General features: G+C 70.4%; 9 protein-coding genes. 6 read left to right on the top strand and 3 right to left on the bottom strand.

From position 1 onward, the window contains the following. Window positions 1–200 precede the first annotated feature (200 nt). Window positions 201–1,265, bottom strand: a complete 1,065-nt coding sequence (locus tag FREUN1FDRAFT_RS24075; RefSeq protein ID WP_232295376.1) for an alcohol dehydrogenase catalytic domain-containing protein — start codon at window positions 1,263–1,265, stop codon at window positions 201–203. Window positions 1,266–1,366: 101 nt separating this feature from the next. Here FREUN1FDRAFT_RS24075 and FREUN1FDRAFT_RS24070 point away from each other — a divergent pair, with 101 nt between their 5' ends. Next, window positions 1,367–2,701, top strand: a complete 1,335-nt coding sequence (locus FREUN1FDRAFT_RS24070) for an amidohydrolase family protein (RefSeq protein ID WP_006542831.1) — start codon at window positions 1,367–1,369, stop codon at window positions 2,699–2,701. Between the two features lie 397 nt (window positions 2,702–3,098). Further along, window positions 3,099–4,325 carry an oxygenase MpaB family protein gene (locus tag FREUN1FDRAFT_RS24065; RefSeq protein ID WP_006542830.1) on the top strand — a complete coding sequence of 409 codons (1,227 nt, stop codon included), beginning with the start codon at window positions 3,099–3,101 and terminating at the stop codon, window positions 4,323–4,325. A gap of 236 nt (window positions 4,326–4,561) precedes the next feature. Here the strand turns inward: FREUN1FDRAFT_RS24065 and FREUN1FDRAFT_RS24060 are convergent, their stop codons facing one another. Beyond that, complete coding sequence (locus FREUN1FDRAFT_RS24060) at window positions 4,562–5,503, bottom strand: DUF2993 domain-containing protein (RefSeq protein WP_063745344.1); 942 nt, start codon at window positions 5,501–5,503, stop codon at window positions 4,562–4,564. Between the two features lie 255 nt (window positions 5,504–5,758). Between FREUN1FDRAFT_RS24060 and FREUN1FDRAFT_RS24055 the strand changes: the two genes are divergently transcribed. The 4 genes from FREUN1FDRAFT_RS24055 to FREUN1FDRAFT_RS24040 all read left to right on the top strand — a co-directional run bounded on the left by FREUN1FDRAFT_RS24055 (window position 5,759) and on the right by FREUN1FDRAFT_RS24040 (window position 11,670). Further along, on the top strand, window positions 5,759–8,014 hold the full coding sequence (locus FREUN1FDRAFT_RS24055) for an MMPL family transporter (protein WP_157475254.1): 2,256 nt from the start codon (window positions 5,759–5,761) through the stop codon (window positions 8,012–8,014). Window positions 8,015–8,115: 101 nt separating this feature from the next. Continuing rightward, window positions 8,116–9,390, top strand: coding sequence for a sensor histidine kinase (locus FREUN1FDRAFT_RS24050; RefSeq protein ID WP_006542827.1), 1,275 nt, complete (start codon window positions 8,116–8,118; stop codon window positions 9,388–9,390). Then, window positions 9,387–10,067, top strand: a complete 681-nt coding sequence (locus FREUN1FDRAFT_RS24045) for a response regulator transcription factor (RefSeq protein WP_006542826.1) — start codon at window positions 9,387–9,389, stop codon at window positions 10,065–10,067. The genes FREUN1FDRAFT_RS24050 and FREUN1FDRAFT_RS24045 overlap by 4 nt, the downstream gene beginning before the upstream one ends. 442 nt (window positions 10,068–10,509) lie before the next feature. Next, on the top strand, window positions 10,510–11,670 hold the full coding sequence (locus FREUN1FDRAFT_RS24040) for a hypothetical protein (RefSeq protein WP_369809819.1): 1,161 nt from the start codon (window positions 10,510–10,512) through the stop codon (window positions 11,668–11,670). On the opposite strand, the gene FREUN1FDRAFT_RS40070 is transcribed toward FREUN1FDRAFT_RS24040, so the two are convergent. Continuing rightward, window positions 11,651–13,123 (bottom strand): HEXXH motif-containing putative peptide modification protein (locus tag FREUN1FDRAFT_RS40070; RefSeq protein ID WP_232295375.1); only part of this gene is annotated, 1,473 nt, incomplete at its 5' end. The two genes, FREUN1FDRAFT_RS24040 and FREUN1FDRAFT_RS40070, sit on opposite strands and share 20 nt — an antisense overlap.

Raw genomic sequence — 13,123 nt, 5'->3', positions numbered from 1 at the left:
GAGGATTTCGGCTGCTGCAACAACCGAAATCCCCAATTCCTGCGGATCGTCAAGCGAATCTCCGCCCCATTTGCGCCTATTGGTGTGAAATGCTGGCGCGGTGCGGCGGCGCGGGATTCCCGGTGGGTCGCCGCGCGGCGGGCGGTGGCTCTCCGAGTCGCGGCTTCCGGTTGGTGCTGCTGTCGAGCAGGAACGTCGGTTCAGGTGGGCGGGATGACCACGGCGCGGCCGTGTAGGGCGCCGGCAGCCAGGGCGGCGTAGCCCTCGTCGATGTCGGCCAGGGCGAACCGGTCGACGAGAGGGCGGATGCGGCCGGCCTCCGCGAGCGCGATCACGTCCTGGAGGTCGGCGACGGTCGACCCCTGGAAGGTGAAGATCTCCGCCTCGCGGGGCAGGGTTCCGTACCAGCCGCGCCGCAGGGTGCCGCCGGCCGATCCGACCAGGCCGAAGGCGCCCGCGGGGGCCAGTGCGCGCAGGCCGGTGGCGATGCTGGCGTCGGTCCCGACGAAGTCGAGGACGACATCCGCCGCCTGCGCGCCGCACACGTCGGCAAGGTCATGCGTGGTGGCTGAGGTGATCCCGTCGATGGCCTCGTCGGCGCCCAGCTCGCGGGCGAGCACGCGGCGCCCCGCGGCGCGGTCCACCGCCACCACTCGGGCGGCGCTGAGCGCCTTCAGGTGCTGGACGGCGAACGCGCCGAGTCCGCCGGCACCGAGGACCACGGCCCATGATCCCGGGCCGAGCCGGGGGAGTGCGCGGCGAACCGCGTGGTAAGAGGTGGCGCCGGCATCCGTCAGCGGTGCGGCCTCCACCGGGTCGAGCGTGGTCAGCGGGACGACTCCGCGCCCGGCCGGAGCGATCACGTACGGGGCCAGCCCGCCGTCCCGGCCGTAGCCGCGGCCCGCCAGGCCGTCGGGGCAGGCGCTGTCCAGCCCGCGCAGGCAGTAGCGGCAGCGCCCGCAGGAGGCCGGTGACACCAGCACGACGGGCGTGCCCGGTGCGGCCGTCGCCGCGGCTGCCTCGTCGCCGGCGTCGGCGATCCAGCCGGCGATCTCGTGCCCGAGGGTGAACGGCACCCGCCAGCCCAGTGTGGCCCCGATCTCCGCCGGGATCTGATGCATGGTCAGATCCGAGTGGCACAGCCCGTTGCCCGCGACCCGCACCAGGACCTCCCCCGGGCCCGGTCGCGGGACCGCGATATCCACGAGCGTGGGCTGCTGGAGCCAGTCGGTGAGGCGGTAGGCGGGCATGCTGGCCTCGGGCACCGCGACCCCCTGGGTGTCGGCTTCCTCGTTTCCTGATGAACCGTCAGATCTGATGTTAGCGTGAATGAGTTCCTCGCCGTGCAAGCCGGAGGGATCCCCCCGTGACCGACTCGCACCAGACGGACTCGCACCACATGGCGCCCGCGGCGCACCGCACGGGTGAGGGCCCCGCCCGCTCCCTCGGCGAGCCCGCCCGCTCCCTCCGTGAGCCCGCCCGCTCCCTCGGCGAGCCCGCCCACTCCTTCGGCGAGCTGCCGCGGATCATCAGCGTCGACGATCACGTCGTGGAGCCGGCCCACCTGTGGCAACGCTGGCTGCCCGCCCGGCTGCGCGACGCCGGCCCCCGCGTCCAGCGGCGCGGCATCGGGCGCATGGAGCACATCGGTGGCGGCAACTACCGGCAGGCGTTCGACGACGACGGCCCGCAGGCCGACTGCTGGGTGTACGAGGACCTCGTCTACATCCACAAAAGGCACGTCGCGGCGGTCGGCTTCGACCGCGACGACATGACGATGTCCCCGATCACCTACGACGAGATGCGTCCCGGCTGCTACGACCCGGTCGCCCGGGTCGCCGACATGGAGCTCAACCATGTCGAGGCGTCGCTGTGCTTCCCCACCTTTCCCCGCTTCTGCGGCCAGACGTTCGCCGAGGCGCGGGACACCGACCTCGCGCTGGCCTGCGTCCGGGCATACAACGACTGGATGATCGACGAGTGGTGCGCGGACTCGGGCGGCCGGCTGATCCCGCTGTGCCTGATTCCGCTGTGGGACGCGGAGCTCGCCGCGGCGGAGGTCCGGCGTAACGCCGCGCGCGGCTGCCGGGCCGTCTGCTTCAGCGAGATCCCGCCGCATCTGGGGCTGCCGAGCATCCACAGCGGCAGCTGGGAGCCGTTCCTCGCCGCCTGCGTCGACACCGGGACCGTCGTATGCATGCACATCGGCTCGTCCTCGCGGATGCCCGCCACCTCCGCCGACGCGCCGCCGGCGGTCGCCGCGACGCTGAGCTTCAACAACGCGATGGCCTCGCTGGCCGACTGGCTGTTCTCCGGCGTGCTGGTCCGCTTCCCCGAGCTGGTCCTCGCCTATTCCGAGGGGCAGATCGGCTGGCTGCCCTATGCGCTTGAACGCGCCGACGACGTCTGGCGGGAACATCGGGCCTGGGGCGGGGTGCGTCATCTCGTGCCCGAGCCGCCGTCGAGCTACTTCCGGCGGCAGGTGTACGGCTGCTTCTTCCGCGACCGGCACGGGCTGGCGTCCCTGGACGCCATCGGGGTCGACAACGTCACCTTCGAGACGGACTACCCGCACACCGACTCGACCTGGCCGGACACGCGGCGCGTGGCCGAGGAGATGATGGCCGGCCTGCCCGCGGCGACCGTCCACAAGATCGTGCGTGGCAACGCCATCCGCATGTTGGGCCTCGACCTGGCCTGAGCGCCGTCGGAACCCGAGCGCTGCCGAAGAGGCCGGCGTCGGGTGGTCCTCGGTGGCCCGAACGGGCCTGGGGAAGGTTTCGGGCACCTTGCTGAGCTGGCTGCCGGGTTGCCCGCAAGCCTCCGCGTTAGCCGCTTCCTGCCCGTGGTTGCCCGCTGCCTTGCCGCGTGCCGGCCTCGCGCTCCCGGAGAGTGGCGTGCGACATCGTCAGTATGTCCGGTATATGCCTTATTTTCCAGAGTTTCTTGATCCATCTCGTCGCGTCGGGCAAGAAAAAGGAGCCTTGTATCGCATATAGCTGATGTGGTCCCATGGGCGCGGCGGCCCTGATACAGAGAATCGGATTTTGTTTCTTTGTATCCACCCTTGGGTCGTCGGGCTCTGGGGAGGACGGAAGATGGTTGAGCGAAGCAGGCGTCAGGTACTGGTCACCGGCGGCATGTTAGGCGCTGCCGGGGCGCTGGCGGCGGCGACTCCGGCGTGGTCGTGGTCGTCCGACGGCTCGGTCGCCGGGGCCGGCGTCGGCGTGGACCCGAAGTACGTCTGGGATGCCGAGGCCGACCCGGTGGTCGCCCGGATCATCGACAGCGGTCAGACGACCGCGGTCAACAAGCTGCTGAAGACGTGGACGAAGAACGGCCAGGCACTGCCCGCCGGGCTGCCCACGGAGCTGCGTGACTTCATGGAGCACGCGCGCCAGCTGCCGACGTGGACCGACACGGCCAAGCTCAAGGACGCGGTCAACTTCAACCAGAAGCGCGGCCTGTACCTGGGCGTCACCTACGGCTTCGTCAGCGGCATGATGAGCACGGTCATCCCGCGCGAGGCCCTGGCCGTCTATTACTCCAAGGGCGGTGCGGACATGCGGGACCGCATCACCAAGACCGCCAAGCTGGGCTACGACGTCGGCTCGAACAACGCCTTCGACCCCAGCGGCGAGATGATCGTGACCTGCGTCAAGACGCGCCTGGCCCACGCCGGCGTGCGCCACCTGCTGCCGCAGCTCGCGGCCTGGAACAACGTCGCCTCGGAGGACATCCCGATCTCCCAGGCCGACATCATGGTGACCTGGCACAGCCTGCCCACCACCGTGATGCAGAACCTGAACGCGTGGGGCGTGCCGATCAACGCCGTCGAGTCCGCGGGGTTCCTGCACTCCTGGCAGGTCACCGCCCACATGCTCGGGGTGCTCGACGAGTACATCCCGAACTCCTGGGCCACGGCGAACACCCAGGCGGCGCAGGTTCTCACCCCGATCCTCGCCCCGACCCCCGAGGGCATCAAGCTCGCCGACATCCTGGTCAACCTCGCGTCGTTCATCGACGGCTCCCTGCTCAGCAAGCCCATCCTGTGCGCCCTCACCCGTTACTTCCTGGGCGACAAGATCGCTGACTGGCTCAAGCTGCCGAGGAACCTGTTCTGGGACACGGCCTTCCAGGTCGCCTGGAAGCCCTTCGTCGCCGTCCGCGAGGGCCTGCTGAGCCTGGAGAAGGCGCCCGGCCTGCTCCAGACGGTCTACTGGGCCTTCGACGAGATCCTGCGCATCGGCATCCTGACGCTTCTGTCCGGCGCCCAGTTCCCGATCGCCATCCAGATCCCGGACACCAACAACCCCAACTACTGACGGACGCTGCCTCCCCGCGTGGCCGAGGCCACGCGCCGGCGACGCCAAGGCTGAGGTGGCCAAGGCTGGGTGGCCAAGGCTGAGGTGAGGTCGGGACGAGGTAGGAGCTCCCCCGGTGCCGCTGCGGTGGCACCGGGCACCTCGTCCCGATCGCCGCCCGACACTGTCGTCGTGGGCGGCGGGCACCGGCAGCAGCCGGTCGCCGCCCATCGCGGCGGCCACCTCGGAGCTCGGGTTCAGGGCCCGCTGCTGTTCGGTGCGGGGCACCGGCGGGTCGCCGTGTCGGTCTCGGGAAGGACGACGTCCTGCGCGGTCGCGGTCAGCGACAGGCCGGCGGCGTCCGAGGAGGCCTCGACAACGGTGAGGTTGAACGGCAGGGCGCCGACCGGAATCGGGATGGCGGGGAGCAACCCGCCGAGGCCGCCGGGCACCGGGATGTCCACGTTGATGGACCCGTGCAGGGCGATCTCGGACGGGATCAGCGTGAGCTTGTTGTCGTGCACCTCGAACGCGATGACCCCGCCGATCTCCTGGGCGCCGAGCACCGGTACGTCGGCCAGGCCGGCGACCTCGACCTTCTTCCCGCCGTCCACCGGATTGATCTGAAGATCTCCGGGCTGGTCGGCCAGGAACGTGTTCACGTCGGCGTAGTCGAGATGTACCGTCGCCTCAACGTTGTCGACCGGTATCTCGCCGACATCATTGGAAAGCATCTTCCGGGCTGGAATGCGAATTCCTTTGAGGTGCGCCTCGACCGAGGAGATGCGTGGGCCCGGCGTTGGTACCCCGTCGATGGTCAACCCGATGTTCTTGAACCTTCCGAAAGCAATCTGGGTGAGGAAGGGAAATCCGCCGATACTGACGTCGCGGACCGTCGGCGGAGTGACGTCGCAGGCGAGGCTCCTGGTGACACTCGCCTCGATCTGGGTGGCCATCTCACTTTCGGCGGTCGAGACCACGAACCGGTCACCCGCGATGAGGACGACGAGCAGGACCACCGCGCCGAACGCGAGAGTACGGCGTCGCCGCCGCGGCCGCCGGTCCCGCGGCCACCATCGCCGGCGCCGCGGGGCGAGCGATGCCGCCCCGGCGTGGGCAAGCGATGCCGCCCCGGCGTGGGCGGGCGGCTGTTGCCCACCTGAGCCTGTGGGGACTTCGTCGTCGGGTCTGTGATCCACCGAGTGCCCTTCGCTTCGTGCGGTGTCCCGGATTTCGCGTGAGGAACCGCCGGTCGGGATTCCGGCTGCGCCGGAAACAGGCCAGGGCCACTGTGCGGCAGAACAGCCTGTTCTCGCATCGGCCGGGCGCAGTCACTTCCGGCTACGGCAGGTGCAGTACGCGTGCAGCCGTAAGTGCCGGCAGGCGCACGACGACGGGACCCGCCGGGCCGGAGCAGTCTTGTGGGTACCCGAAAAGATGTGGAGAACTTCCCCGTGGCGACTCTTCTGTATCGACTGGGACGGTTGTCCTTCCGGCGCCGCCGATACGTGCTTTTCCTGTGGATCGCAGCTCTCGCGGCCATGGGTTTCGCCGCGATGAAGGCCCCCGACGCCCCAAAGGACGAGTTCTCCATTCCGGGAACCGAATCCCAACGGGCGTTCGACCTCCTGGACGAGCGTTTTCCCGGCTCCGGGGTGGACGGCGCGGTCGCGCGCATCGTCTTCGGCGCTTCGGCGGGGGAGAAGCTGACCGCGGCCGAGAACCGGGCCGTGATCGAGAAGGTCGTCGCGCAGGCCGCCTCCGGTCCGCAGGTCCTCACCGCGGTGAATCCGTTCCAGGGCGGCGCGGTGAGCCAGGACGCGGCGACCGCCTACGCGACGGTCTCCTACACCGTGACCAGCGACGACCTCACCGACGCCACCCTGGAAAGCCTGAAGGGCGCGGTCGCCGACGGCCAGGCCGCCGGTCTGACCGTCGAGATCGGCGGGAATGCGCTGACCACCCGGCCGGGGGCGGGCGGCATCGGTGAGGTGGTCGGGATCGCGCTCGCCGCGATAGTCCTGCTGGTCACCTTCGGATCGCTGGCGGCGGCCGGGCTGCCGCTGCTGACCGCCGTCGTGGGAGTCGGGGTCGGCATGCTCTCGATCATGGCCCTGGCCAGTACCTTCGGCCTGTCCTCGACCACCAGCACGCTGGCGATGATGCTGGGCCTGGCGGTCGGGATCGACTATGCCGTGTTCATCGTCTCCCGCTACCGGGAGGAGCGGGCCCACGGGCGTGAGGCGTCGGAGGCCGCGGCCATCGCCACCGGCACCGCCGGCTCCTCGGTGGTGTTCGCCGGGCTCACCGTGGTGATCGCCCTGGCCGGGCTGTTCATCGTCGGGATACCGACGCTGACCAAGATGGGCCTGGCTGCCGCCGGAACAGTCGTCGTCGCCGTCCTCATCGCGCTGACCCTCGTGCCGGCGCTGCTCGGTTTCTTCCAGCGCGCGGTGCTCCCACGCGCCGCCCGCAGGGGACGGGCGAAGGCACGACAGCGCGGGCCGAAGATGGGCACCCGGTGGGCCCGACTGGTCCTGCGTCGCCCGCTGCCCATCCTCGCCTTCGCGGTGCTCGCCCTGGTCGCGATCGCGCTGCCGGCCCTCGACCTGCGCCTGGGCACCGCTGGTGACGAGGCGAAACCCACGTCCACCACCGAACGCCGCGCTTACGACGACCTGGCCCGGGGCTTCGGTGCGGGTTTCAACGGCCCGCTCACCGTCGTCGTCGACACGGCGGCTTCCGCCGACCCGGCGGCGGCGATCGCCACGACGGTCGAGCGCCTCGCCGGCACGCCCGGGGTCGTCTCGGTCTCACCGGCCCGGTCCAGTCCCACCGGCGACGCCGCGCTGCTCACCGTCGTCCCCGCGACCGGCCCGAGCGACGCGGCGACCGCGGATCTCGTCCACGCCATCCGCGGCGAACGATCCGCGGTCGAGTCCGCCACCGGCGCGACGTTCCAGGTCACGGGTACCACCGCGGTCAACATTGACATGGCCCAGAAGGTCCAGGACGCGCTTGTTCCCTACCTCGCGGTCGTGGTGGGCCTCGCCTTCCTGCTCCTGATGGCGCTCTTCCGGTCGGTGCTCGTCCCACTCAAGGCCGCCTGCGGATTCCTGCTCTCGGTGCTGGCCGCTCTCGGCGCGGTCGTCGCGGTCTTCCAGTGGGGATGGATGGCGGGCCTCATCGGCCTCGAACAGACCGGACCAATCATGAGCATGATGCCGATCTTCATGGTGGGCATCGTCTTCGGCCTCGCCATGGACTACGAGGTCTTCCTCGTCACCCGCGTGCGCGAGGCCTACATCCACGGCGATGACGCCGGGCACGCGATCGTCTCCGGGTTCGGGCACAGCTCCCGGGTCGTGGTCGCCGCGGCACTGATCATGATGGCGGTCTTCGCGGGATTCGTCGGTGCGACCGAGCCGATGATCAAGATGGTCGGCTTCGGCCTCGCCACCGCTGTCCTGCTCGATGCCTTCGTCGTCCGGATGACGATCGTGCCGGCCGTCCTCGCGCTGCTCGGTGAACGGGCCTGGTGGATCCCGCGCGGCCTCGACAAGGTGCTGCCCCGCGTCGACGTCGAAGGCGAGGCGCTGAGCGGGCTGCGCGCCTCGGTGCCGTCCACTGCGGTGGACGGCGCCATCTCCGTGGACCCCGGTCGCGTGGAGGCGGCGTCCGCCTCCTGGGCACCCGCCTCCGGTCGATGAGCATCCCTCGTCCGAGGAACGTGGAGGCATGGCGCGTTCCTCGGACGGTGGCGACCCCGTACGGTGAGTGGCACGGCTCCAGCATTCGACGGGAACCAGCAATGACGATCACCACCTGGCGGTGGGTCGGGAATCATCGCCGCGACACGGTGGTGATCGCGATCGGGGCGTTCGTCGCCTCCGGTCCCGGCAGCAGAATCACGCCGCCCGCCAACGCCCCCATCGGCGGGTGGGTGCCCGCGGTCGTTCTCGCGGCCATCGCCTGCACCGCCCTGTTCTGGCATGAAAGCCACCCCCGCACCACCGCCGTGGTGGCGATCGTCTGCGCCGTCGCGGTGACGGCGCTGGGCTACCTGCTGACCCCCCTGTTGCTGGCTCCGGTGATGGCCGCGCTCTACTGGCTCGCCACCCGCACGGACCGCCGGACGAACATGATCTTCGCCGTCTCCGCGTGCGTCCTGGTGGTGGGGACTGCACTGGTCGCAGATCCCGCCAGCTACGGCTGGCCACTCAAGAGCGTCGGACCGACGGCCTGGCTCCTGATGTCAGCCGCGCTCGGTGACGCACAGCGCACCAAGGAGGGCTACCTCGACGCCGTCCGGGCCCGCGCCGAGTACGCGGAGCGCACCCGTGAGGCCGAGGCCCGCCGCCGGGTGGCCGCCGAACGCACCCGGATCGCCCGCGAGCTGCACGACGTCGTCGCCCACCACGTAACCCTCGCCCACGCTCAGGCGAGCACCGCCGCACACCTCGTTCGCACCCGCCCCGACCAGGCAGCACAGATCCTCACCAGCCTGACCGCCACCACGTCGTCCGCGTTGCGTGACCTCAAGGCCACCGTCGGCCTCCTGCGAGACGGCGACGACCAGGACGCACCCCTGGAACCCGCCCCATCGCTCGCTCAGCTCCCCGAGCTCGCCCGTGTCTTCGCCGCGGCGGGGCTCACCGTCACCATCACCACCCGCGGTGACCCGCCTTCGCTCTCCCCGGCGGTGGACCTCACGGCCTTCCGGATCGCGCAGGAAGCGCTCACCAACGTGGCGAAGCACGCGGCCACCGGCAGCGCGTACGTCGACATCACCTACTCGCCGAGCGACCTGACCTTGAAGATCATAAATGGTGCCGATGACGGGCGCCGTCGCAGTGGCAGGCCCGGTGGCGGGCCCGGTGAAAAGCCCGGTGAAAAGCCCGGCGAAAGGCCCGGTCACCGGCCCGGCGAGGGTGCCGACGGCGGGTTCGGCCTGATCAGCATGCGCGAACGGGCGAGTTCTGTCGGTGGGCACCTCGACGCCGGCAGCCATCCCGAATTCGGATTCCACGTCACCGCAGTCCTGCCGCTCCGGCCCGGAAAACCGACGAAAACGGAACAGGGATGACCATCCGCGTACTGCTCGCCGACGACCAGGCGCTCCTCCGAGCAACATTCCGGATACTGATCGATTCGTGTGACGACATGACGGTGGTCGCTGAGGCGGCTAATGGGAACGAAGCTGTCGTTGCCACCCGTGAGCACCGTCCGGACGTTGTGGTCATGGACATCCGAATGCCCGGCATGGACGGACTGGCCGCCACCGCGGCCATCTGCCGGGACGAAGAGCTCGCCGCGACCCGCGTTCTCATTCTCACGACCTTCGAGATCGACGAATATGTCGCCCGGGCGCTGCGTGTCGGGGCGAGCGGCTTTCTCGGCAAGGACGTCGAAGCCGACGGGCTCCTCGCCGCGGTCCGCACCGTCGCGGCCGGCGAGGCGCTCCTGTCCCCGGCGGCGACCCGTGCACTCATCGCGCAGTTCGTCGCCATCCCCGAACCCACGGCCACCGCGGCGGCGAGCCACGCGGCCCTCGACACGCTCACCGCCCGCGAACGGGAGGTCATGATCCTGGCCGCGGAAGGCCACTCCAACCAGGAGATAGCCGCCAAACTCGTCATAAGCCCGCTGACCGCTCGCACCCATGTTCACCGGGCAATGGCGAAACTCGACGCCCGCGACCGGGCTCAGCTCGTCGTCATCGCGTACCAGACCGGCCTGCTGCACAGCAGTCCGCCAGAATGACCGGGACCGGGACCGGGACCAGGCGACCCGCATTACGCGTGATCCGCCGGCCGCCTCGCGGAATTGTCACAGATTCCCACAACCCGTCGACATGCGTGTTTCGGCGACAGGCCGCACGGTACGCTGTTGTCGATCGACGGGGGCGATCATCGGCTGTTGTCGCGTCAGCCTGCGCCTGTGGCGGCGGCTGTGTCTGAGGCGGCTGTGCATTCGACTGCGGCTGACGGAGCGAGAATGGAGTGAAGTGGTGTACCCATTCTCATGATCCCCCTGGTTGTTCTGCTGTGGTGCCGTGATTCGAAGCCGACTTGGTCATGGCGAGCCTTGTCGTGGCGAGCGTTGTCATGGCGAGGGAGAGGGAGGGTGAGCGGCCGGTGAGGGCCGGGGGTATCGGCAGAGCTGCCGTCGTGGTCCGGTGTGGCTACCGGTGGCCGCCGTGGTGATGATGCTCCGGCACCTCCGGTCGGGTGGCGGCGCAGACCTTCTCGGCCGAGCTCTGGTCGCGGTGCGCCTGCCGCTCTGCGTCGGCGCCGGCTACGCCCTGTCGCGGGTCCTCGGATCGGCGGGAATGGTCGACACCGCGGCCTATGGATACCTGACCACCGCATTGCTCGGTCTGGGGCTCTACGGCGCCACGTCGACGATTCCCCGCGCGGCCAGGAGCGACGCACGCCTGATCGTCTCCGTGGTGACCGTCGGCGTCGTTCTCAAGGTCCTCCTGATCGGCTGCGTTCTGGCGCTGGTCTTTCGTGACCCGGTGTACTTCCTCCTGGCCGGCATCATCGCGCAGATAGATCCGCTCTCGGTCGCCGCACTGCTGAAGAACTCGCCCATGTCCCGCCGGGCCCGGTCGTTGCTGATCGCGTGGTCCTCGTTCGACGACCCGGTCACCGTGCTCGCCACGCTGGTGTTGCTGACGGTGCTGCCGTCCATGGCGATCAGCGGCACGAACCACGCGGGCCTCATGGCGGATGCCGGGTTCGGCACCCTCGCGGCCGATCTGGTCGTGAACGGTGCTCTGGTGGTCGGCGCCTGGACCTTCGCTCGAATCGTCCGCCACCGCCGGTCGGGCCACGACCGGATGATCATCGGCGCGGTGGGCGTCGTCTATGCCGTGGCCGTCTGGCGCTTCCTGATGTTCGGCCTGGCGGCCGCCGGCCTTTTCCTGCGGCCCAGGTCGCCTGCCTGGGGCCGCTGGGTCGACCGGGCCGTCCAGGCGGCGCTGCTGGCGGCGGCTGTGCTGCTCGGCATCCTTCTGGGTGGCGCGGACATCGATCTCGCGGCCGGTATCTCCCTGGGGGTCGCGGCGTTCGCCGCCCAGATTCTGGTCGGGCTGCTCCTCACCCGGGGCCTCCAGCCGACCGACCGGGTGTACCTGTCGCTCTCCCAGCAGAACGGGATCACCAGCATCGTGCTCGCGCTGACCTTCCAACCGATCGTTCCGTCGGCTGTCGGGGTGGTCGGCGTGGCGATCGCGGCCATCAACATCCTGCACCTCGCCTGCAACCAGGCGATTGCCCGGTTCCCGCGCCTGATGCTGGCGTTCGCCGGTCGGATCGGCGGCGAGGAGGCGCCGGAACCGGTCACGCGGTCCGCGGGTTGACCACCGCGCGACCTGCTCGGCCAGGTCGCTCCACGGCGGGAGATCGGGAACGTCGGGTATCCGCGTCGTCGACGTCGGCGATCCAGGCCGCGAGGGCATCGAGGTCGGGGGTGTCTCCCGACGCCCGCCTGATGGCCAGCCACAGCGCCCGGACGGTCTCCGGCCGGGTCGAGTATCCGCGCGCGGAGCGCCCACCGGTGCCGAGCCGGCTCAGCATCAGCCCCGACCAGGCGGCAAGCGCGTTGCCGTCGGCGCGTACCGCCCGCCGGTACTCGGCAGCGGCCTCCTCGGCCCGACCGGTCAGCAGGAGCACGTCGGCGCGGGCCCGGCCGGACGCGTCCACGGTCTCGCCCGCCAGCAGGCGGCGCGCGACGTCCACCCGGTTTCCCCCGGCGGCGCTCGGCGTGCCGGCCCGCACGCTGCAGACCGGTGGCCCCGACGGCGGGTACGGGTCACCTCGCAGCCACGCCCGAGCCCACGATGAGATCACTTCTGGCTCCGGCGTCAGGTTGCGCAGGCGCCATCGAACACGGCAGTCGCCGACCTCCAACATGCCCAGCCGGTGGGCCAGCTCTGGCACGGCGGCGCCCGACCAGCGGCGGAGCTGATCGGCGATCCCCGCGGTCAGCCGCCGGCCCGCCGGGGTGAGCGTTTCGTTCGCCTCCAGCGTGACCACCACACCGCGGACGGACTCCCGGCACCAGACGAACTGGTAGGCGGCCAGGAGGGCTTGGCCGCCCTCGTCGATCAGGGACCGTTCGTACCAGTAGCCGGCGACCGCGACGAAGGCGAAGGCGCCGTGCAGCAACCCCTCGACCGGGCGCGGGTCGAGGCGCCACGGCGCGTAGTGCACCGCCGGTGAGCGCCGTGCCACCAGCGGTGAGAGGTCGTCGATGGCCGCCAGCTTCGAATGCTGGATCTCATGGATGAGCGTGACGGCCAGCTGCGCACTGTCGGTTGGAGTGGACAGGAGCACGGAACCGAAGGCTTCGAGCGAGCTGGCGCTGATGGACGTCACACCGGCCGGAGCGGCCAGCGGCACCAGCGACCGCAGCAGACCCGCGACGCCGTCGACGCGGTGCGGATGGTCGCGGACGAGCAGGTGCCAGGCCTCGTCGAAGACGGCACGCCAGTGACGGAACTCCGCCGCGGTCAGCCGTCGGGCCGGCTCCAGCGCGCCTGGCTCCCGAAACGGGTCGAGGTCGTCGAGCACGATGGGCGACCCGCCGGACGCCCCCGTGGGCTGGAGCGGCCGAACCGGGCACCACTGGTCCGGGTGGGCGGTGGGGGCATGGGCGGTGGTGGGGGAGTCGTCGTGGTCGCGGTCCGTGTACTCCAGGGAATGCGACGTGAGCTGCACGTGATCGTCGGCCGTGTCGACGGCCAACCGCATCGCAACGCGGCCGGCGGGATCCGGAGGGTGGGCCCAGATCCGGATCCGGGCTCGGTCACC

It is taken from the genome of Parafrankia sp. EUN1f (genome assembly GCF_000177675.1).
In the GTDB taxonomy this organism is placed as follows: Bacteria; Actinomycetota; Actinomycetes; order Frankiales; family Frankiaceae; genus Parafrankia.
This window is presented reverse-complemented; position numbering and strand designations above follow the sequence as displayed.